General features: G+C 67.9%; 16 protein-coding genes and 1 tRNA gene. 1 reads left to right on the top strand and 16 read right to left on the bottom strand.

What is annotated here, in order from left to right:
- Positions 1 to 41: 41 nt before the first annotated feature.
- The gene (locus BM396_RS25180; RefSeq protein WP_335632174.1) at positions 42 to 938 is read left to right on the top strand and encodes a LysR family transcriptional regulator; all 897 of its coding nucleotides are present in this window, start codon (positions 42 to 44) and stop codon (positions 936 to 938) included.
- A 6-nt stretch (positions 939 to 944) separates the two neighbouring features.
- On the opposite strand, the gene greA is transcribed toward BM396_RS25180, so the two are convergent.
- The 16 genes from greA to BM396_RS25100 form a co-directional block, all read right to left on the bottom strand.
- Positions 945 to 1,418, bottom strand: a complete 474-nt coding sequence (gene greA, locus BM396_RS25175) for a transcription elongation factor GreA (RefSeq protein WP_043385652.1) — start codon at positions 1,416 to 1,418, stop codon at positions 945 to 947.
- A 98-nt stretch (positions 1,419 to 1,516) separates the two neighbouring features.
- Positions 1,517 to 2,521, bottom strand: coding sequence for an acrylyl-CoA reductase (NADPH) (locus BM396_RS25170; protein WP_043348299.1), 1,005 nt, complete (start codon positions 2,519 to 2,521; stop codon positions 1,517 to 1,519).
- A 66-nt stretch (positions 2,522 to 2,587) separates the two neighbouring features.
- On the bottom strand, positions 2,588 to 3,172 hold the full coding sequence (locus tag BM396_RS25165; RefSeq protein ID WP_043348296.1) for a hypothetical protein: 585 nt from the start codon (positions 3,170 to 3,172) through the stop codon (positions 2,588 to 2,590).
- A 212-nt stretch (positions 3,173 to 3,384) separates the two neighbouring features.
- Entirely contained in the window at positions 3,385 to 4,482 is a 1,098-nt protein-coding gene (locus tag BM396_RS25160; RefSeq protein WP_043348328.1) for a cell wall hydrolase, read from the bottom strand.
- Between the two features lie 266 nt (positions 4,483 to 4,748).
- On the bottom strand, positions 4,749 to 8,957 hold the full coding sequence (gene rpoC / locus BM396_RS25155) for a DNA-directed RNA polymerase subunit beta' (RefSeq protein ID WP_043385733.1): 4,209 nt from the start codon (positions 8,955 to 8,957) through the stop codon (positions 4,749 to 4,751).
- A 176-nt stretch (positions 8,958 to 9,133) separates the two neighbouring features.
- On the bottom strand, positions 9,134 to 13,258 hold the full coding sequence (gene rpoB / locus BM396_RS25150) for a DNA-directed RNA polymerase subunit beta (RefSeq protein ID WP_043385649.1): 4,125 nt from the start codon (positions 13,256 to 13,258) through the stop codon (positions 9,134 to 9,136).
- Between the two features lie 246 nt (positions 13,259 to 13,504).
- Positions 13,505 to 13,882, bottom strand: a complete 378-nt coding sequence (gene rplL, locus BM396_RS25145) for a 50S ribosomal protein L7/L12 (protein WP_012320773.1) — start codon at positions 13,880 to 13,882, stop codon at positions 13,505 to 13,507.
- Positions 13,883 to 13,930: 48 nt separating this feature from the next.
- Positions 13,931 to 14,449 (bottom strand): 50S ribosomal protein L10, encoded by a 519-nt coding sequence (gene rplJ / locus BM396_RS25140; protein WP_043348291.1) that lies wholly within the window; start codon positions 14,447 to 14,449, stop codon positions 13,931 to 13,933.
- Positions 14,450 to 14,964: 515 nt separating this feature from the next.
- Entirely contained in the window at positions 14,965 to 16,608 is a 1,644-nt protein-coding gene (locus BM396_RS25135) for a B12-binding domain-containing radical SAM protein (protein WP_043348289.1), read from the bottom strand.
- A gap of 478 nt (positions 16,609 to 17,086) precedes the next feature.
- Entirely contained in the window at positions 17,087 to 17,785 is a 699-nt protein-coding gene (rplA, locus tag BM396_RS25130; RefSeq protein ID WP_043348287.1) for a 50S ribosomal protein L1, read from the bottom strand.
- A gap of 11 nt (positions 17,786 to 17,796) precedes the next feature.
- On the bottom strand, positions 17,797 to 18,246 hold the full coding sequence (gene rplK, locus BM396_RS25125) for a 50S ribosomal protein L11 (protein WP_043385646.1): 450 nt from the start codon (positions 18,244 to 18,246) through the stop codon (positions 17,797 to 17,799).
- Positions 18,247 to 18,463: 217 nt separating this feature from the next.
- Positions 18,464 to 18,997, bottom strand: a complete 534-nt coding sequence (gene nusG / locus BM396_RS25120) for a transcription termination/antitermination protein NusG (protein ID WP_012320778.1) — start codon at positions 18,995 to 18,997, stop codon at positions 18,464 to 18,466.
- A 73-nt stretch (positions 18,998 to 19,070) separates the two neighbouring features.
- Positions 19,071 to 19,367: a preprotein translocase subunit SecE gene (secE, locus tag BM396_RS25115; protein ID WP_043348282.1), complete on the bottom strand. Its 297-nt coding sequence runs from the start codon at positions 19,365 to 19,367 to the stop codon at positions 19,071 to 19,073.
- 182 nt (positions 19,368 to 19,549) lie between these two features.
- Positions 19,550 to 19,626: transfer RNA gene (locus tag BM396_RS25110), tRNA-Trp, on the bottom strand.
- A gap of 64 nt (positions 19,627 to 19,690) precedes the next feature.
- Positions 19,691 to 20,581 (bottom strand): DUF1444 domain-containing protein, encoded by an 891-nt coding sequence (locus tag BM396_RS25105; protein WP_043385643.1) that lies wholly within the window; start codon positions 20,579 to 20,581, stop codon positions 19,691 to 19,693.
- A 203-nt stretch (positions 20,582 to 20,784) separates the two neighbouring features.
- The coding region (locus tag BM396_RS25100) for an EF-Tu C-terminal domain-related protein (protein ID WP_244538878.1) at positions 20,785 to 21,222 on the bottom strand (438 nt) is incomplete at its 5' end.

Below are 21,222 nucleotides of genomic sequence, written 5' to 3'. Positions count from 1 at the left end.
TTTGGCGCCTTGCAAGAATGCCCCACCATGCAAGAGTGATCTTGCGCAGACGCAAGGACCCGGGTGTGGCGCTCGACTGGGACGAGTTTCGGTTCGCAAAGGCCGTGGCCGACCGCGGCGGCCTGACCGCGGCGGCGGCGGATCTCGGCATCAACCACTCGACGGCGTTCCGACGCCTCGCGGCCCTGGAGGCGAAGCTCGATACGCGCCTGTTCGAGCGGCTGCGCACGGGCTACGTGCCGACCCCCGCCGGACAGGCGATGATCGCGGCGGCCGGGCGGATCGAGGCGGACGTGGCGCGGTTCACCCGCGTGGTCGCCGGCCAGGGCGAAACCCCGTCCGGCGAATTGCGGGTGACCGCGCCGGCCGGCTTCGCCGCAGAGCTGCTGATGCCGATGCTCGCGAGCTTCACGGAGCGGTACCCCGACATCCGGATCGAGCTGATCCTCGCCGAGGCGACGCTCAACCTGTCGCGCCGGGATGCCGACGTCGCGATCCGGATCAGCCGCGAGCCGAGCGAGACTCTGGTCGGGCGGCGTCTCGCAGTCACGGCGTGGGGGGTCTACGGCCGGGCCGACCGCGCCTATGGCGACCTCGCCCGAGAGGCGTGGATCAGTCCGGGACCGCTGGTGGCAGGGGGCTCGTTCATGCGCTTCGTGGAGGCGCGGGTGCCGCCCGACCACATCCGCCTCCGGCTCAACGCGGTGATCGGCCTGGAGGCGGCCGTGCAGGCCGGCCTGGGGATCGGCCCGCTCCCCTGCTTCACGGCCGACGTCAATCCGGCACTGCAACGCCTGTCCGGGCCGCATCCGGAGTTGGGGGCGGATCTCTGGATCCTGACGCATCCGGACCTGCGCCACGCGGCACGGGTCCGGGTCTTCATGGAACATATTGCCGAGGCGCTGTTGCCCCTGCGACCGCGCTTCGAAGGCCGCTGAACCGGCTCAGCGGATCTCCGCCACCTCGACCTCGTTGCCGTTCACCTCGACCACGTCATCGATCGTCTTGCCGGTGATCGCCCGGGCGAGCGGCGCCACGTAGGAGATCGAACCCTTGTGCGGATCGGCTTCGTCCTCGCCGACGATCCGGAAGGTCTGGCGGGTCTCCTTGCCGGACTCGTCCTCCCGGACCACCGTGACGGTGGAGCCGAACTGAACCGTGTCGCCGGCCTTGGGCTCGACGAGCTGCGCGGTGTTCTTCCGGGCCGCCCAGTAGCGCAGGTCGCGCCCGATGCGGGAATCCTCCGCCTTGTCGGCAGGGTCCAGCGAGGCGACTTCCTTCTCCAGGCGGGCGACTTCGGCCTCGATCTGCGCGAGGCCTTCCGGCGTCACGAAATTCGTGTGCGGCGAGATCGGCCGATCCGGCAAATTCTCGAACGCTTCTCCACCCTCGGGCTCTTTGACGAATGCAACGCTCATGAAAACATCAACACGCGATGCACGGCAAAGGTTCCGGGGCCGCGGCGAAATTCCGGTCCAGCCCGGTGCCGGGACGGGTTGGCCGAAACCCCTGAGGATCAGCGAGGACCGCCCGCCCGATCCACCTCCACCACGATCCGCCCGCGCACCTTCCCGGCCAGGATCTCAGCGCCGAGCCGGCCGACTTCCTCCAGGGGGACACGGCTCGTCATGGCGGCGAGCTTGCCCAGATCCAGATCCCGGGCGAGCCGCGCCCAGGCCTCGCGACGCTTCGGCTGTGGGGTGGTGACGCTGTTGATGCCGAGCAGCGAGACGCCGCGGAGGATGAACGGCGCCACCGAGGTCGGCAGATCCATGCCCTGCGCCAACCCGCAGGCGGCGACGGCGCCGTCCGCCTTGGTCATGGCCAGCACGTTGGCGAGCGTCGTGGAGCCGACCGCATCGACCCCCGCGGCCCAGCGCTCCTTGCCGAGCGGCTTGCCGGGCTTCGACAACTCGGCCCGGTCGAGGATCTCCGCAGCGCCGAGGCCCTTCAGGTAGTCGGATTCGCCGTCCCGGCCCGTGGAGGCGATGACGTGCCAGCCCGCCCGCGCGAGGAGGGCCACGGCGACCGAACCGACGCCCCCGGAGGCGCCGGTGACGATGACCGGGCCGTGCTCCGGCGTCACGCCGTGGGCCTCGAGAGCCATGCAGCACAGCATCGCCGTGTAGCCGGCGGTGCCCACCGCCATGGCCTGCTCGGGCGTGAGCCCCTGGGGTAGCGGCACCAGCCAGTCGCCCTTCACCCGGGCGCGCTGGGCGTAGGCGCCGAGATGCGTCTCGCCGACGCCCCAGCCGGTGAGCACCACCGCGTCACCCGGCTTGTATTCGGGATGGTCCGACGTCTCGACGATCCCCGAGAAATCGATGCCGGGGATCATCGGGAAGCGGCGCACCACCGGCGACGTGCCGGTGAGGGCGAGGCCATCCTTGTAGTTCAGGGTCGAGTGCGTCACCCGCACGGTGACGTCGCCGTCCATCAGGTCGGCGTCGTCGAAGTCCTTGAAGGCGAGGCTCTGGCCGGCCTCGTTCTTCTCGACCACCCAGGCCTTGAACGTCCCCATCGTCACCTCCCGTGTTGCGCGGTGAGGTGTCGCCGGGACGTCCGGAATCAAGCCTTCGCGGCCGGATCAGTACCCCTCGTACCGGCTGCCCGTGTAGAAGCCGAGCCCGACGCCGATATCCGAAGAACTGGCCCCGGTAATGCCGACGGCGTCCGGGATCGAGCCGACCAGCGGGCCACCGTAAGAGGCCGGCCGGTAACCGTAGCCGCCGCCGACCGGCACCCAGCCGGCCCGAGCGGGCGCCACGAGAACCCGGCGGCTGACGCTGGCGTATTCCGGCGGGATCGTCTCGGGGATCGATTGCGCCGGACGGACCAGCACGGTCCGCGTGCGCACGGCGAAGCGCGGCGGCGTGGTGACCCAGCAGCCGATCAGCTCACCGCCGGGACCGCGGCTCGTCTGCCAGTAGCGGCCACCCGGCGAGACCATCACGCGCTCGGACACCGTATCGTAGACTGGCGGGGTGGTCCGGTAGACGGTGCGGGGCGGACGGACCAGCACGTTCTCCTGCACGGTGTCGTAGACCGGCGGCGTGACGACGTGGCGGTAGCATTCGGAGCCGTAACAGCCGCCGGCCTGGGCGGGTGCGGCAAGGAGAACGCCGCCGAGGGCGGCGGCCAGGAGAGCGGTGCGAGCGACCGGCGCGGTCATGGAAGTCCTCTGATACGCATTACAACGAGAAGCGGCGCGCAAGCGGCGCTCGTCTCGACGTACCAGAGGCCAGACTCGTTGCCCGGCGCGCAAGCATTATCGGGAACGAAGGTAAAATTAACCCTTGGTTTCGACTGCTTAGTCGTCGCCTACCTAGGTAGCATTGTTCGAATTTTCCACAGTCTCTCTTACGAAGTCAGGCCAGAGCCGCCTCAGGTCTGACCCGCCCGGAGCTGGTAGAAGATGTGCCGGCCGATCACGTCCATCTTGCGCAGACGGCGCGCCCAGCCCGGACGGACGTAGTCGGCGTGGTAGTGGGTCGCGGCACCGACCTCGGCGAGGTAGGTCCGGCCCTCGATCACCGAGCGGGCGATGCGGGTCGCCGATTCCCAGGCGCCCGCATCGGTGATGCGCAGGGACTTGCCCTCGCAGGCGAAGGAGAACTGGCAGCCCATGTAGTGGTGCCGGTTCTGGTAGACGACGCCGCAGACGCTCGCCGGGTAGAGGCCGCTCTTCACGCGGTTGAGCACCACCTGGGCGACGGCGGCCTGGCCGGCCTCCGGCTCGCTCCGGGCCTCGAAATAGACCGCCTCGGAGAGGCAGCGCTGCTCCTTGTCGAGGGCGTTCGGGTCGATCAGGTCGGCGTAGCGCCGGCGCGCATCCTCGGGCACCGGCTGGGCGCTGTCCGGGCGCTCCGTGCGGATCGCGAAATCGGGGAGCGCGAGACTCGCCGCGGCGATCTCCACGGGGATCGCGTCCGCGGGCGCCGGAGTCGTGGACGAGAGGGCGATGGCGCGGGGCACCGGCGGGGTCGAGCCGTCGAAGCGCTCGGGCCCGCCATCCGCGGTGAGGTCGGCCGTGCCTTCGCCCGTGGAGGCGGCCGTGCCGGCGCCGGTGGTCAGGCCGAGATCGGGCACGGGGACGAAACCGGCCTCCGGCTCGGAATCCGGATCCCAAACCGCAGCCCCCTGCGTCAGCACGCCGGTGACGCTGCCGGTGACGTCGCCGAACACCAGGGCGCCGCCGGGCTCCCGGAGGTTGGCGGCCCGGCGGGCGAAGCTCTCGGCCGGCGGCCGGGTGGGGTTGCCCTTGCCGCCCCGCTGCACCACCGGGAAGACGTGCGCACCGGTCTTGAACACTGTCTGGGGCGGCTCGTCACCGAGACGGCGCAGGGCGGATCCGATCAGCAGGGTGCCGGGCGGCAGGGGCGGAACGGTCTCGGCATCGATCACCCCGAGCCGGCTCGCCCCGATGGCGTTCTCCGTGCCGGCATCGGCCGTGAACGACACCAGCAGGCCGAGCCCGACCATCCAGGGCGTCATCGCCGCCGAGAGCCAGCGCAGGCTCGATTCCCGTCCTCGTCTCGTGCCCACGACGCCAGACCCGCACTCACGCACCCGCACCGGCCCGATCCTCCCCGTTTCCAGGGTGTTTCTGGGGCCGCTCAGGATTTATCGCGCGGCATGGTTGAGCCTCGGTTAAGTCGGCCGCCGTGCAGGCGTCCCGGTTTGGAGAGCAACCACGAAAAAGGGCGGCCCGAAGGCCGCCCTCTTCATTCTCAATCCTGCCTGTCGCCTTATTCGGCGGCGGGCGGAAGCTCCTCGACCGGCATCGCGCCGCTCTCGGTCTGCTTCTGCTGCAGGATCATCGCGTCGCGGCGGCGGGCGATGGAGCGGATGTCCGCCACCATCGACCCGGTGCCGGCCGGGATCAGCGATCCGACGATCACGTTCTCCTTCAGGCCTTCCAGGGTGTCGACCTTGCCGTTGACCGCCGCCTCGGTGAGGACGCGGGTGGTCTCCTGGAACGAGGCCGCCGAGATGAACGACTTCGTCTGCAGCGACGCCTTGGTGATGCCGAGCAGGACCGGAACGCCCTGGATCGGCTTCTTGCCCTCGGCAAGCAGCTTCTCGTTGAACTCGGTCAGCTCCGTCCGGTCAATCTGGTCGCCCGAGAGGATGTCCGAGTCGCCGCCATCGGTCACCTCGACCTTCTGCAGCATCTGACGGACGATCACCTCGATGTGCTTGTCGTTGATCGACACGCCCTGCAGCCGGTAGACCTCCTGGATCTCGTTGACGAGGTAGGCGGCGAGTTCCTCGACGCCCTTGATCGCCAGGATGTCGTGCGGAGCCGGGTTTCCGTCGACGATGTAGTCGCCGAGCTCCACCACGTCCCCGTCCTGCAGGTGGATGTGCTTGCCCTTCGGGATCAGGTACTCGACCGCCTCCGAGCCGTCATGCGGCGTCAGCGTGAGCCGACGCTTGTTCTTGTAGTCGCGGCCGAACGCGATGGTGCCCGACTTCTCGGCGATGATCGCCGCGTCCTTCGGGCGCCGTGCCTCGAACAGCTCCGCCACCCGCGGCAGACCGCCGGTGATGTCGCGGGTCTTGGCCGAGTCGGTCGAGACGCGGGCCAGGATGTCGCCGGCCTTGACCGTCGCGCCCGGATCGAAGCCGATGATGGCGTCGACCGGCAGGAAGTAGCGGGCGTCCGAGCCGCGCGGCAGCTTGAGCGCCTTGCCCTCCCGATCGACCACGACCATCGCGGGCTTCAGGTCCGAGGTCCGGGCCGAGCCGCGCCAGTCGACGACGACGCGCTTGGCGATGCCGGTCGACTCGTCGGTGGTCTCGGTCATGGACTGGCCGTCGACCAGATCCTCGTAGGCCACGAGGCCGTCGACTTCGGTGAGGATCGGACGGGTGTAGGGATCCCACTCGGCGATCCGCTGCCCGCGCTTGATCTTGTCACCCTCGTCGACCCGGAGCTTGGCGCCGTATTGCAGGCGGTGGACCGCCCGCTCGACGCCGTCCGACCCCACGATCACGACCGCCACGTTGCGGCCGGTGGCGATCAGGTCCCCGTCCGTGTTCTTGGCGACGGCGCGGTTGCGGATCTTGATCGTGCCTTCGAAGCTCGACTCGATGAAGGACGAGTCGGCGATCTGGGCCGCACCACCGATGTGGAAGGTGCGCATCGTGAGCTGCGTGCCCGGCTCGCCGATCGACTGCGCCGCGATGACGCCGACGGCCTCGCCCATGTTGACGGGCGTGCCGCGGGCGAGGTCGCGCCCGTAGCAGGTGGCGCAGACGCCGCTCTTGGTGGCGCAGACCAGCACCGAGCGGATCTTCACCTCCTGGATGCCGGCGGCGTTGATCGCCGGCAGGTGCCGCTCCTCGATGGTCTCGCCGGTCTTGACGATCACCGTGCCGTCCGCGGCCACGAGATCCTCGGCCGTGGCGCGGCCCAGGATGCGGGTGGCGAGCGTCGCCACGACCTGGCCAGCATCCACGATGGCGCGCATCTTGATGCCGTTGGTCGTGCCGCAATCCACCTCGCGGATGACGGCGTCCTGGGCCACGTCGACGAGACGGCGGGTCAGGTAGCCGGAGTTGGCGGTCTTCAGGGCGGTGTCGGCCAGGCCCTTACGGGCACCGTGCGTGGAGTTGAAGTACTCCAGAACGTCCAGGCCTTCCTTGAAGTTCGAGATGATCGGGGTCTCGATGATCTCGCCCGACGGCTTGGCCATGAGGCCGCGCATCGCCGCGAGCTGCTTCATCTGGGCGGGCGAACCACGGGCGCCGGAGTGGCTCATCATGTAGATCGAGTTGATCTGCTTGTCGGCGCCGTGCTCGTCCTTCTGGACCGCGGAGATGCGGCCCATCATCTCGGCGGCCAGCTTGTCCGAGCACTTGGCCCAGGCATCCACCACCTTGTTGTACTTCTCGCCCTGCGTGATCAGGCCGTCGTTGTACTGCTGCTCGTAATCCTTCACGAGCGCGCGGGTCGTGTCGACGATCGACCACTTGTTCTCCGGCACGACCATGTCGTCCTTGCCGAAGGAGATGCCGGCCTTGAACGCGTGGTTGAAGCCGAGCGCCATGATCCGGTCACAGAAGATCACCGACTCCTTCTGACCGCAGTGGCGGTAGACGGTGTCGATCATCGCCGAGATCTCCTTCTTGGTCATCAACTTGTTGACGACCTCGAAGGGCACCTTGGCGTGCTTCGGCAGGGCACCGGACAGGATCACCCGGCCGGGCGTGGTCTCGTAGGTCTTGGTCAGTGGCTGATTATCCGGGCCGATGCCGGTCCAGCGCCACTTGATCTTGGTGTGCAGCGACACGGCCTTGGCGGCCAGGGCGTGCTCCAGCTCGCCCATGTCGCCGTAGACGCCCTGCATCGGGTTCTTGGCGTTGTCCGCCTTGAACTCGCCCGGCATGCCCTCGGCCACGATCGACAGGTAGTAGAGGCCGAGCACGATGTCCTGCGACGGCACGATGATCGGCTGACCGTTGGCCGGGTGCAGGATGTTGTTGGTCGACATCATGAGGACGCGCGCTTCCAGCTGCGCCTCGAGCGACAGCGGGACGTGCACGGCCATCTGGTCGCCGTCGAAGTCGGCGTTGAACGCGGCGCAGACCAGCGGGTGCAGCTGGATCGCCTTGCCCTCGATCAGCTTCGGCTCGAAGGCCTGGATGCCGAGGCGGTGCAGCGTCGGCGCGCGGTTCAGCATCACCGGGTGCTCGCGGATCACCTCATCGAGGATGTCCCAGACCTCCGGCTTCTCCTTTTCGACCAGCTTCTTGGCCTGCTTGACGGTGGCCGAAAAGCCCTTGGCGTCGAGGCGCGCGTAGATGAACGGCTTGAACAGCTCCAGCGCCATCTTCTTGGGCAGGCCGCACTGGTGCAGCTTCAGCTCCGGGCCGACCACGATGACCGAGCGGCCCGAATAATCGACGCGCTTGCCGAGCAGGTTCTGGCGGAACCGGCCCTGCTTGCCCTTCAGCATGTCGGCGAGCGACTTCAGCGGACGCTTGTTGGCGCCCGTGATGACGCGGCCGCGGCGGCCGTTGTCGAACAGGGCGTCGACCGCCTCCTGCAGCATCCGCTTCTCGTTGCGGATGATGATGTCGGGCGCGCGCAGCTCGATCAGCCGCTTCAGGCGGTTGTTGCGGTTGATGACGCGGCGGTACAGGTCGTTGAGGTCGGAGGTCGCGAAGCGGCCGCCGTCCAGCGGGACCAGCGGGCGCAGGTCCGGCGGGATCACCGGGACGACCGTGAGGATCATCCATTCCGGCTTGTTGCCGGACATCTGGAAGGCCTCGATGATCTTGAGCCGCTTCAGGAGCTTCTTGGGCTTCAGCTCCGACGTCGTGACCGCGATCTCCTCGCGCAGATCGTTGGCGATCTTGTCGAGGTCGAGTTCCTGCAGGATGCGCCGGATGGCCTCGGCGCCGATCATGGCGGTGAACGAGTCCTCGCCGTACTCCTCCTGGGCGCGCAGGTACTCCTCCTCCGACAGGAGCTGACGCTCCTTCAGGGGGGTGAGGCCCGGCTCGATGACGCAGTAGGACTCGAAGTACAGGATCCGCTCGAGGTCCTTGAGCGCCATGTCGAGCAGCAAGCCGATGCGCGAGGGCAGCGACTTCAGGAACCAGATATGCGCGACGGGGGCGGCCAGCTCGATATGGCCCATGCGGTCGCGCCGGACGCGCGCGAGGGTGACCTCGACGCCGCACTTCTCACAGATGACGCCCTTGTACTTCATGCGCTTGTACTTGCCGCACAAGCACTCGTAGTCCTTGATCGGCCCGAAGATGCGCGCGCAGAACAGGCCGTCGCGCTCGGGCTTGAAGGTCCGGTAGTTGATGGTCTCGGGCTTCTTGATCTCGCCGTACGACCAGGAGAGGATCTTCTCCGGGGACGAGATCGAGATCTTGATCTGATCGAAGCTGACCGGCGTGGCCTGCTGGTTGAAAAGGTTCATGACCTCTTGGTTCATGATCCGCTCCTTGTTGACGCCGGCAGCCCCGCGCCGGGCCACCGCGTCCTGAAAAAGATCCGGCGCCGCACCCCGCACGGGCGCTGCTCACCGTCGTCGAACCCGGAAGGCCCCTCCCCTCCCCGCTCGACCGTGGCGGCGGGATCCGCCGCCACGGGAGGTGTTTGTGACTGGCTCTACTCGGCCGCGTCGGCCGGCGGCTCCAGCTGATCGTTCGCGGCCTTCTTCGAAGACGTCAGCTCGACGTTGAGGCCGAGCGAGCGCATCTCCTTGACGAGCACGTTGAAGCTCTCGGGGATGCCGGCCTCGAAGGTGTCGTCGCCGCGGACGATCGCCTCGTAGACCTTGGTGCGGCCGGCCACGTCGTCCGACTTCACCGTGAGCATCTCCTGCAGCGTGTAGGCCGCGCCGTAGGCCTCCAGCGCCCAGACCTCCATCTCACCGAAGCGCTGGCCGCCGAACTGCGCCTTGCCGCCCAGCGGCTGCTGGGTGACGAGCGAGTACGGGCCGATCGAGCGCGCGTGGATCTTGTCGTCCACGAGGTGGTGGAGCTTCAGCATGTAGATGTAGCCCATCGTGACCTTGCGGTCGAAGGGCTCGCCGGTCCGCCCGTCGTAGAGCGTCGACTGCGCCGAGCGGTCCAGCCCGGCCATCTCCAGCATCTGCTCGATGTCGGCTTCCTTGGCGCCGTTGAACACCGGCGTGGCCATCGGCACGCCACGGCGGACGTTGTTGCCGGCCTCGGCCAGCTCCTCGTCCGTCAGCCCGTCGAGCTCGCCCGGGGAGTAGATCGCCTTCATCTCCTCCCGCAGCGGCGCGATGTCCTGCGACTTCAGATAGGCATCCACCGCCTTCGACACCTTGCGACCCAGGCCCGCAGCCGCCCAGCCCAGGTGCGTCTCCAGGATCTGGCCGACGTTCATGCGCGAGGGCACGCCCAGCGGGTTGAGCACGATGTCGGCATGCGTCCCGTCCTCCAGGAACGGCATGTCCTCGATCGGCACGATCCGCGACACGACACCCTTGTTGCCGTGACGGCCGGCCATCTTGTCGCCCGGCTGGATCTTGCGCTTCACCGCCACGAAGACCTTGACCATCTTCATGACGCCGGGGGGCAGCTCGTCGCCGCGCTGCAGCTTCTCGACCTTGTCGAGGAAGCGCTGCTCGAGGCGCTTCTTCGACTCGTCGTACTGCTTCTGCATCGCCTCCATCTCGGTCATGAGACGGTCTTCGATGACGGCGAACTGCCACCATTGCGAGCGCGGGTAGTCGTTGATCAGCTCGCGGGTGAGCGTGGTGTCCTTCCGGAAGCCCTTCGGGCCGGCCACCGGCGCCTGACCGATCAGCACGTCCGCGAGGCGCGCGTAGGTGTTGCGGTCGAGGATCGCCTGCTCGTCGTCGCGGTCCTTGGCGAGCCGCTCGATCTCCTCGCGCTCGATCGCCTGGGCGCGCTCGTCCTTGTCGACGCCGTGGCGGTTGAACACCCGCACCTCGACGATCGTGCCGGTGACGCCCGGCGGCACCCGCAGCGAGGTGTCGCGCACGTCCGAGGCCTTCTCGCCGAAGATGGCGCGGAGGAGCTTCTCCTCCGGCGTCATCGGGCTCTCGCCCTTCGGGGTGATCTTGCCGACGAGGATGTCGCCCGCATTCACCTCGGCGCCGATATAGACGATGCCGGCCTCGTCGAGGTTCTTGAGCGCCTCCTCGGAGACGTTCGGGATGTCGCGGGTGATCTCCTCCGGCCCGAGCTTGGTGTCGCGGGCCATCACCTCGAACTCCTCGATGTGGATCGAGGTGAACACGTCATCCTTCACGATCCGCTCGGAAAGCAGGATCGAGTCCTCGAAGTTGTAGCCGTTCCACGGCATGAAGGCGACGAGCACGTTCCGGCCGAGCGCCAGCTCGCCGAACTCGGTCGAGGGACCGTCGGCGATGATCTCGCCCTTCTTCACGAACTCGCCGACGCGGACCAGCGGCTTCTGCGTGATGCAGGTCGACTGGTTGGAGCGCTGGAACTTCTGCAGGCGGTAGATGTCGACGCCGGGCTTGTTGGCGTCGGCCTCCTCGGTGGCGCGGATGACGATACGGGTGGCGTCCACCTGATCGATGATGCCGGCCCGGCGGGCCGCGATGGCGGCGCCGGAATCCCGGGCGACCACCGCCTCCATGCCGGTGCCCACGAACGGGGCGTCGGCGCGGACGAGCGGCACCGCCTGGCGCTGCATGTTCGAGCCCATGAGGGCGCGGTTGGCGTCGTCGTTCTCAAGGAACGGGATCAGCGCAGCGGCGACCGAGACGAGCTGCTTCGGCGACACGTCCATGAGATCGACGCGCTCGGGCCCCACGACGATCACCTCGCCGGCCCGACGGCAGACCACGAGATCCTCCGTGAGCTTGCGGGCCTCGTCCATCTGGGCGTTGGCCTGAGCGACGTAGTACTTCGCCTCCTCCATGGCCGAGAGGTAGGCGACCTCATCGGTGACCACGCCGTCGCGGACGCGGCGGAACGGGGTCTCGATGAAGCCGTACTTGTTCACCCGCGCGAAGGTGGCGAGCGAGTTGATCAGGCCGATGTTCGGGCCTTCCGGCGTCTCGATCGGGCAGATGCGGCCGTAATGGGTCGGGTGCACGTCGCGCACCTCGAAGCCGGCGCGCTCGCGGGTCAGACCGCCCGGGCCGAGCGCCGACAGGCGGCGCTTGTGCGTCACCTCGGAGAGCGGGTTGGTCTGGTCCATGAACTGCGAGAGCTGCGACGAGCCGAAGAACTCGCGCACGGCCGCGGCGGCGGGCTTCGCGTTGATGAGATCCTGCGGCATGACCGTGTCGATATCGACCTGGCTCATGCGCTCGCGGATCGCGCGCTCCATGCGCAGGAGGCCCAGGCGGTACTGGTTCTCCATGAGCTCGCCCACCGAGCGGACGCGGCGGTTGCCGAGGTGGTCGATGTCGTCGACCTCGCCCTTGCCGTCGCGCAGCTCCACGAGCGCCTTCACCACCGCGAGCATGTCCTCCTTGCGGAGGGTGCGCACGGTGTCGGCGGCGTCGAGGTCGAGGCGCATGTTCATCTTCACGCGGCCGACGGCCGAGAGGTCGTACCGCTCGGAGTCGAAGAACAGCGAGTGGAACATCGCCTCGGCGGTCTCGAGGGTCGGCGGCTCGCCCGGGCGCATGACCCGGTAGATGTCGAACAGCGCGCCTTCGCGGTTGGAGTTCTTGTCCACCGCCAGCGTGTTGCGGATGTAGGGGCCGACATTGACGTGGTCGATGTCAAGCACCGGGAGCTCGGTGATGCCGACATCATCCAGGCTCTTCAGGAGCTTGTCGGTGATCTCCTCGCCGGCCTCGGCCCAGATCTCGCCGGTCTGCGCGTTGACGAGATCCTCGGCCACGTACTGGCCGACGAGATCCTCGTCGGTGGCCTTGAGAAACTTGGTGCCCTTGTCGGTGATCTGACGGGCGTTGCGGGCGTTGAGCTTCTTGCCGGCCTCGAGCACGACCTCGCCGGAATCGGCGTCGATCAGGTCGACGGTGGCCTTCATGCCCTTCATGCGCTCGGCGTCGAACGGCACGCGCCAGTCGGCGCCGTCGCGGTCATAGACGACCTTGTTGTAGAAGGTCGACAGGATCTCCTCGCCGTCGAGGCCGAGGGCGTAGAGCAGCGACGTCGCCGGCAGCTTGCGCTTCCGGTCGATGCGGACGTGGACGATGTCCTTGGCGTCGAACTCGACGTCGAGCCAGGAGCCCCGGTACGGGATGATGCGGGCGGCGAACAGGAGCTTGCCCGAGGAATGGGTCTTGCCCTTGTCGTGGTCGAAGAACACGCCCGGCGAGCGGTGCATCTGCGAGACGATCACGCGCTCGGTGCCGTTGACGATGAAGGTGCCGTTCTCCGTCATCAGGGGCATGTCGCCCATGTAGACGTCCTGCTCCTTGATGTCCTTGACCGACTTCGCCTGCGTGTCGGGATCGACATCGAACACGATGAGGCGCAGCGTGACCTTCAGCGGGGCCGCGAAGGTGATGCCGCGCTGGCGGCACTCGTCGACATCGTACTTGGGCGCCTCGAAGGTGTAGCGCACGAACTCGAGCAGGGCCGTGGAAGCGAAGTCGGAAATCGGGAACACCGACTTGAACACGCTCTGCAGCCCCTCGTCGGCGCGCCCACCCTCGGGCTCGTCGACCATCAGGAACTGGTCGTAGGACGCCTTCTGAACCTCGATGAGGTTCGGCATCTCGGCAACTTCCTTGATCTTGCCGAAGAACTTCCGAATGCGCTTGCGACCGACCAGCGTGTTGGCCATGTGACCTCGCTCCTACCCGCGTACCTCTCGCCCGGGGAAGCGTTCCCGAAAGGGACCTCCCGCACCGGGCCGCGACGCGCGCCCCGCCGGGCAGCGCCACCGAACCGAAACTTCTCGCCGGTCCCTTCCGGGACCATCCGCCGAAGCGGCCTAAAGCCCGCGGGTGTTGCACCCGCGGGCTCCGGTCACGACAGGCCCGAAGCGGACCTCCGTGGGGTGATGGGCCGGGACCGGCCCATCGTCGACTTACTTGAGCTCGATCTTGGCGCCGGCCTTCTCGAGCTGGGCCTTGAGCTTCTCGGCCTCGTCCTTGGCAACGCCTTCCTTGACCGGCTTCGGCGCGCCCTCGACGAGGTCCTTGGCTTCCTTGAGGCCGAGGCCGGTGATCGCGCGGACCTCCTTGATGACCTCGATCTTCTTGTCGCCGGCCGAGGCCAGGACAACCGTGAACTCGGTCTGCTCCTCGACGGCGGCGGCGGCGCCACCGGCAGCCGGGCCGGCGGCAACGGCGACGGCAGCGGCGGCCGAGACGCCCCACTTCTCTTCGAGCATCTTGGCCAGGTCAGCGGCCTCGAGCACGGTCAGCGAGGACAGGTCGTCGACGAGCTTGGCGAGATCAGCCATTTTGAATTCCTCTCAATATCGGTTCGAACGGATGGTTTTTGAAGGGCCTCAGGCGGCCTCGTCCTTCTTGGCATAGGCCCCGAACACGCGGGCGAGCTTGGCCGCCGGCGCGTTGACGACCTGAGCGATCTTCGTCGCGGGAGCCTGCACGAGGCCCACGATCTTGGCGCGCAGTTCGTCGAGGGACGGGAGCGAGGCGAGGGCCTTCACGCCGTCCGGGTTCAGGGCGGTCTTCCCCATCGCGCCGCCGAGGATCACGAGCTTGTCGTTGGCCTTGGCGAAATCGACCGCGACCTTCGCGGCTGCGACCGGGTCGCCGGAATAGGCGAGCAGGGTCGGGCCCTTCAGGAGCGGCTTGATGGAGGCGACGTCCGTGCCATCGAGTGCGATGCCGGCGAGGCTGTTCTTGGCGACCTTCACGGTGGCGCCAGCCTGCTTCATCTGCGAACGCAGCTTCTGCATGTCGGCGACCGTGAGGCCCTTGTAGTGGGCCACGACGACAACGGCGCTCTCACTGAACACGCCGTTGAGCGTCGAGACGAGATCAGCTTTAGCTGTCCGGTCCACTGGGCTCTCTCCGGTTGGCGGAACCCGATCTCGGGTCCGCCGGTTGCACATGCCGCCCGGACGTCATCTCGGCCAAGAAACCGGGAACGTCCGAACGACGCTTCGCGGCCCTGTCCCCGCGCGTGCCCCTGGAGGCCGCCTCGGGCGAGTTGGTTCAAACCGACACCCCTCCGCGGCCGAGGCCTGGGCGAGGCTTTTCGAATTCGGTCTTCCCCGTCTGTGCAGGCTTGGGGATTAAGCCGGCGAGCCGGCACCTGCAGTCTCGGACAGGACATGGCCGGACAAGGCTCCGCGGGGCTCGTCGCCCCTGGGATCCGTCCGGCCTTTGCCACCCGGTTGCCCGGGCGACATTTCGAGCGGAAACCGGCCGATCGGCCGTCTCCTTCCGTGAGGATGAAATGCGTGAGGCGCGGTGTATAGAGCCTAGCAAGCCGCCTGCCAAGGGCTGAAGCGCGACTTTTCCGCCGCAGGCAAGGACTTGCTGCGGAATGTCCGGGCCTGGCCGGCAACCCGCCTCACGCGGCCTCGCGTTCCGGCGCCAGCCTGCGCCGGGCCGATTCCCACCAGCTCCGGTCGCGGGCCGCCTTCGCCTCCGCGGCCTTGGCGGCGTAGAAGGAGGCGTTGTGCTCGCCGCGCAGGGCCTCGCGGGTGAAGCGGATCAGGTGGTGGGCCACGAAGCCCATGTTGAACACCGCCTCGATCTGCCCGCGCTTCAGCGCGTAGCCGGCCGCACTCCAGAACGGCTTGCGGTAATCGGAAAAGATCCCGACCCGGGTGATGATGTTGAACCCCAGGATCAGGCCCCGGCGGAGATTGGTGAAGGTCAGCTTGCCGGCGGTCGGCGTGGTGATGCGGTTCGGGTAGGTCACCGCGCATTGGTGCTTGAAGCGCTCGAAGATCTTCTCCGGCGTATAGGCGTGCGCGATGGCCCGGCGCCAGCTGCCCACCACGGTGTCGTGCGGGCGCTTGAACAGCACGTTCGATTCCAATGCCGCATCATGGACGAGCCGGCCCTCGCGTTCCAGCCGGTCCCAGAGTGGGGTCTTGGGCAGGGCCTGAAGCAGGTTGATGGTCAGCACGGGAATGGCCGAGCGGTCGATGAAGTCGATCAGGTTCTGCTCGGATTTGTCGGTGTCGGAATCGAGGCCCAGGATAATGCCCGAGGTCACCTCCAGCCCGTAGGAATTGAGGGTCTCGATCGCCTCGTACATCGGGACGGCGGCGTTGTGGGTCTTGTCGATGCCCTTGAGGGCCTCGGCCTCCGGGGTCTCGATGCCGACGAACACCGTCATGAAGTTCGCCTGCCGCATCAGCTCGAGGATCTCGGGCTGCTTGGCCATGTTCAGCGTCGCCTCGCAGGCGAACTGAAGCGGGTAGTTGTTCTTCTTCTGCCACGCCACGAGGTGCGGCAGCATCTCGCGGGTCGCCTTGCGGTTGGCGATGAAATTGTCGTCGACGAAGTACACGACGGCCGGATGGCCGGGCTGGCTGATGATGGCGTCGAGCTCGGCGCACATCTGCTCGGGGCTCTTGAGCCGCGGCTGGCGGCCATAGAGCTGCGGGATGTCGCAGAACTCGCAGCGATAGGGGCAGCCCGAGGAGAATTGCAGCGAGCCGATCAGATAGCGCTTGAGCGGTGCGTGGTCGTAGGCCGGGGCCGGGAAGTCGGCGAGCGCGAGCCGGTCCTTCGTCTCCAGCACCACCTGGGCGGGCGGGGGCGCGACATCGGCGTCGAGGCGTGCGACGAGCTGGTCGGTGGCGTCGCCGATCTCGCCGACATGGAGATAGTCGAAGTCGCCGTATTTCTCCGGCGCGCCGGAGACCGAGGGACCGCCCAGAACCGTGACCTTGCCGGCGGCCCTGGCACGGTCGCGGATGTCGTGGATCTGCGGTTCCTGGATGTGCATGCCGGAAACGAACACCGCGTCGGCCCAGGCGAACTCGGCCGGGCTCGCGCGGCGGATATTCTCATCGATGAATCTGCATTCCCACGCCTCCGGCATGTAGGCCGCGATCAGCAGCAGCCCCTGCGGCGGCATGAACGCCTTCACCCCGCCCATCAGCGGGTAGGCGTGGGAGAACGTCCCGAAGGACGGCGTGTAGGCGGGAAAGACGCACAGGATGCGTCGCTTGGAGGTGACCGTCAGGGTGCATCGCATGTCGGCCTATCTAGCACAGCCGCGCGCGTTGGCGCCCCCTCTGCCGTTAAGAATGGCGTGAAGGAGAACGGCGCCGCTGTCGCGGCCTGTCGCGTGCCGGGTCCCGGATCAGGATCCGCTTCACCCGTCCGGAAAAGGGGTACGGGTTTATTTCTCACCGGCCCTTCCCGGGCACAGGGCGCGTCAGCGATATGCGACCCGGGATCCAGCACGAGAATCGCCGCGATTCGGCCCCGCCGATCAGATCCGCCGACGGGCCTCGGACGGGACTAGCATGGTCACGCCGTAATCCGGGGCGTTTCCCGGCAAGGTACCCACGCGATGCGCCAGATCGGTCGCCGAGCCCGCGTCGAGCGTGCCGTTCCGGCGGCTCGCCCGACTGTCGCGGCGGGACGGCGGCTCCGTCCGCATGCCGGCAACGGAAAACGCCCGGCCGTTTCCGGCCGGGCGCTCTTCAGCGTAGACGCTATGCCTTGCCTCAGGCGGTCAGAACCGTGTTCGGCTCGACCTTCACGCCCGGGCCCATCGTCGAGGTGACGGCGATGCGCTGGACGTAGGTGCCCTTGGCGCCCGCGGGCTTCGCCTTGGCGACGGCGTCCGCGAAGGCCTTGATGTTCTCGACGAGCTTGTCGGCATCGAACGAGACCTTGCCGACGCCGGCATGGACGATGCCGGCCTTCTCGACGCGGAACTCCACCGAGCCGCCCTTGGCGCCGGCGACGGCGCCCTTCACGTCCATGGTGACGGTGCCGACCTTCGGGTTCGGCATCAGGCCGCGCGGGCCCAGCACCTTACCGAGACGGCCGACCAGCGGCATCATGTCCGGGGTCGCGATGCAGCGATCGAACTCGATCTTGCCGCTCTGCACGATCTCCAGCAGGTCCTCGGCGCCGACGATGTCGGCACCGGCGGCCTTGGCGTCGTCCGCCTTGGCGCCGCGAGCGAAGACCGCCACGCGCACCGTCCGGCCGGAGCCGTTCGGCAGGTTGCAGACGCCGCGGACCATCTGGTCGGCGTGGCGGGGATCGACGCCGAGGTTCATGGAGACCTCGACGGTCTCGTCGAACTTCGCGGTCGCCCGCTCCTTCACCAGCTTGATCGCCTCGTCGAGGGGATAGAGCTTGGTGACCTCGATGCCCTCGCGGGCGGCGCGGATGCGCTTGCCTTCCTTAGCCATGCTATCCTCCCTCAGGCCGTCACTTCGAGGCCCATGGCCCGGGCGGAGCCGCGGATCATGGCAACGGCCGACTCGATCGAGTCGCAGTTGAGGTCGGGCATCTTCTTCTCGGCGATCTCGCGCAGCTGCGCCTCGGAGATCTTGCCGACGGTCGGGCCCTTGCCCGGAGTCTTCGAGCCGGAGGCCGGCTTCTTGCCGATCTTCAGGCCGACGGCCTTCTTCAGGAAGAAGGTGACCGGGGGCTGCTTCATCTCGAAGGTGAAGGAGCGATCCTGATACGCGGTGATGATCACCGGAATCGGGGTGCCCTTCTCCATCTGCGCGGTCTTCGCATTGAAGGCCTTGCAGAATTCCATGATGTTGAGGCCGCGCTGACCGAGCGCGGGACCGATCGGCGGCGACGGGTTGGCGGCGCCGGCCGGGACCTGAAGCTTCACGTAGCCCGTGATCTTCTTCGCCATGGGACTGCTCCCAATGAGAATCCGCCCCCACGCGGCCTGAAGCGCGGCGGGTCGGACGGTTGCAGGTCGCGGTGCGAGCCGTGGATCCCGGAGGCGAGGCCGGGCGGATCTCCCGCGGATGATGCCCCAGCCTCAGGAGGATGGGGCAAGTTCGCGGCCGCCGCACAGCGACGGCCGGAAGGACGCGGCGGCCTCAGGGCCGCCGAAATCAGGAGGCTCAGGCCTTCTCGACCTGGGCGTATTCGAGCTCCACCGGCGTCGCGCGGCCGAAGATCGACACGGCCACCTTGAGGCGGGAGCGGGCGTCGTCGATCTCCTCGACGGTGCCGTTGAAGCTGGCGAACGGACCGTCGGCGACCCGGACGGTCTCGCCGATCTCGAAAGAGATCGAGGGCTTCGGCCGGTCGACACCCTCGGCGACCTGGCCCTTGATCCGCTCGGCCTCGGCGTCGGGGATCGGAACCGGCTTCGACTTATCGGCGCCGAGGAAGCCCGTGACCTTCGGGGTGTTCTTGATGAGGTGGTAGACCTCGTCGGTGAGGTCGCACTTCACCAGCACGTAGCCGGGGAAGAACTTACGCTCGGCATCGACCTTCCGGCCGCGGCGGACCTCCACGACCTTCTCGGTCGGGACCATCACCTCGTCGAACAGCTCGGTCAGCCCGCGCTGAGCCGCCTGATCCTTGATGGACTGGGCGACCTTGTTCTCGAAGTTCGAGTAGGCGTGGACGATGTACCAGCGCTTCGACACGGTTCCGTTCAACTCCGACAAGTCCGCGGGGTCTCCCCCGATCGGCGGCGAGCCGCCCTCGTACGCCTCCGACTCAGACGCCCAAAATCAGGCCGACCAGGAAGCGCAGGGCCTGATCCACGACCGTGAAGAACAGGCTCGCGGCCACGACCATCACGAAGACCATGATCGTCGTGATCGTGGTCTCCCGGCGGGTCGGCCACGTGACCTTGCGGGCCTCGTCGCGAACCTGCGCGATGAACTCGCCCGGCGTGGCACGCTTCTGCGGCGCCCGGTTCGGCGTCGCCGGCCGGGCCGGCGGCGGATTCGCGGGACCGCGGGCTGCGCCGCGCACCAGGTCCACCTTCTTGGTCGCTTCGTTCGATGCCATGGCGCCAGTATCTGTGCGTGTTCGGCCCCGAGGCAGAGACCGCATCCGGGAATGCGAATGTCGGCGCCGAGGACCCGGATGGGCCCGCACCGACGGTCGCTTCAGATCTCGGATTGCGCCCGCTCTAGCGCAACTCCCCCGGCTTGTCGACCGGGCCACCGCGCGGGATCGGGCTGAATGTCTGGCAGGAGTGGAGGGACTCGAACCCGCAACCTCCGGTTTTGGAGACCGGCGCTCTGACCAGTTGAGCTACACTCCTAGCGCACCGCCCAATGCCTCATCGCGGCGCGGCTTGCAAGAGGTTCGCCGCCGATCGCCGCGCATCACCGGCCGTGATCCGCCCGCTCGGCGGCGGTCAGGGGCCGTAGCCCGCCCCGGCCGAAGTGGAACAGCTCGTCGCTGCGGCCGTAGGGTCCGGCGCGCATCTGCGTGGTGGCCTCTGCGGCCAGCTCGCGCCGCGCAGGGCTGTCGGCGGGCCACGCCATGAGCAGATTGCGGGTCGGCCCGGTCAGCGTGATGCCGTCGGCCTTCAGCGCCTTGCGGATCTCCTCGAGCCAGTCCGGCACGAGCAAACGCGCGAGGGCGTAATTGCCGTCCTCCCTGGCGAGGGCGGCGACGGGCGTGCGGTCCGCGACGACGAGCTGGAACGGCACATCCTTGGAGGCCCCCGCGAGGTTCCGCACCGCCGTGGCTTCCACCACGGCAGGATCGACATGCCAGCCGGCGATCATCTCGCGGGTGACGTACTGGCAGCGCCTGGGCTCGTCGAGCAGGTAGACGACGTTCAGCGTCTCGGAGAACCGGCGATGCGCGAGCTGCGGGTTCTGCTGAAGGATCTCATCCGGCACCAGCTGCACGCGCAGGCGGCCCTTGATCGCCGCGAAATCCGCCGGCTCCGGCGCAGGGCCGGCCTTGGCGAAGGCGAGGCCGAGGAATTCGTCGACCTCCCGCCGGCGCTCGGCCTCGGTGAGACCGCGGACATGCTGGTGGAGATTGGTGAGATCGAGCGTCTGGGTGCCGATGCCGAGCTGCGCCGGATCGGCATTGAGGTCGATCGCCACGTCCGGTCGACGGATCCGGATCTGCTTGATCACCGCGTCGCGAAAGCGGCCGTCGCTCAGGTCGTCTGCCCGCGCGCCGACCGGCAGGAACACGGAGCCGGCACAGATCAGGGCCAGCAATCGCGCGGCCCACCGCGCGGAATCTCCGAACATCCGAGTCTCCCCCAAGACAAGGCGGAGACAAGACAAAACAACGCCGGCACCCCGTCAAGACGGAGGCCGGCGCGAGTCACATCGAAGTCGATGGCCAGAGCCCTGACGCACCCCCGTGGTCTAGAGATGACCACGGACCATCCGCCGGCTGACGGCGCGGGACCGGCGCATCGTCTGTCGCGACGCGCCGGCCCTGCTCGAGCTCAATCGTTGATGGCGGCGACGACGCCGGCACCGACGGTGCGGCCGCCCTCGCGGATGGCGAAGCGCAGCTTCTCCTCCATGGCCACCGGCACGATCAGCGCCACGTCCATGGTCACGTTGTCGCCCGGCATCACCATCTCGGTGCCCTCGGGCAGCGTCACGATCCCGGTCACGTCGGTGGTCCGGAAGTAGAACTGCGGCCGGTAGTTGGTGAAGAACGGCGTGTGGCGGCCGCCCTCTTCCTTGGTCAGGATGTAGGCCTCGGCCTTGAACTTGGCGTGCGGCTTCACCGAACCCGGCTTGCACACGACCTGGCCGCGCTCCACGTCCTCGCGCTTCGTGCCGCGCAGCAGCACGCCGACGTTGTCGCCCGCCTGGCCCTGGTCGAGCAGCTTGCGGAACATCTCCACGCCCGTGACCGTCGTGGTCTGCGTGTC

Source organism: Methylobacterium sp. UNCCL125, from assembly GCF_900116795.1.
Lineage (GTDB): Bacteria > Pseudomonadota > Alphaproteobacteria > Rhizobiales > Beijerinckiaceae > Methylobacterium > Methylobacterium fujisawaense.
The sequence above is the reverse complement of the archived record's forward strand: the minus strand, read 5'-3'. Positions and strand labels throughout refer to the sequence as shown.

Excerpts from the sequence above, each read along its gene's own strand:
- greA (WP_043385652.1), bottom strand. The coding sequence starts at position 1,418 with ATGAGCGTTGCATTCGTCAAAGAGCCCGAGGGTGGAGAAGCGTTCGAG.
- BM396_RS25170 (WP_043348299.1), bottom strand. The coding sequence starts at position 2,521 with ATGGGGACGTTCAAGGCCTGGGTGGTCGAGAAGAACGAGGCCGGCCAG.
- BM396_RS25165 (WP_043348296.1), bottom strand. The coding sequence starts at position 3,172 with ATGACCGCGCCGGTCGCTCGCACCGCTCTCCTGGCCGCCGCCCTCGGC.
- BM396_RS25160 (WP_043348328.1), bottom strand. The coding sequence starts at position 4,482 with ATGGTCGGGCTCGGCCTGCTGGTGTCGTTCACGGCCGATGCCGGCACG.
- rpoC (WP_043385733.1), bottom strand. The coding sequence starts at position 8,957 with ATGAACCAAGAGGTCATGAACCTTTTCAACCAGCAGGCCACGCCGGTC.
- rpoB (WP_043385649.1), bottom strand. The coding sequence starts at position 13,258 with ATGGCCAACACGCTGGTCGGTCGCAAGCGCATTCGGAAGTTCTTCGGC.
- rplL (WP_012320773.1), bottom strand. The coding sequence starts at position 13,882 with ATGGCTGATCTCGCCAAGCTCGTCGACGACCTGTCCTCGCTGACCGTG.
- BM396_RS25135 (WP_043348289.1), bottom strand. The coding sequence starts at position 16,608 with ATGCGATGCACCCTGACGGTCACCTCCAAGCGACGCATCCTGTGCGTC.
- rplA (WP_043348287.1), bottom strand. The coding sequence starts at position 17,785 with ATGGCTAAGGAAGGCAAGCGCATCCGCGCCGCCCGCGAGGGCATCGAG.
- rplK (WP_043385646.1), bottom strand. The coding sequence starts at position 18,246 with ATGGCGAAGAAGATCACGGGCTACGTGAAGCTTCAGGTCCCGGCCGGC.
- secE (WP_043348282.1), bottom strand. The coding sequence starts at position 19,367 with ATGGCATCGAACGAAGCGACCAAGAAGGTGGACCTGGTGCGCGGCGCA.
- BM396_RS25105 (WP_043385643.1), bottom strand. The coding sequence starts at position 20,581 with ATGTTCGGAGATTCCGCGCGGTGGGCCGCGCGATTGCTGGCCCTGATC.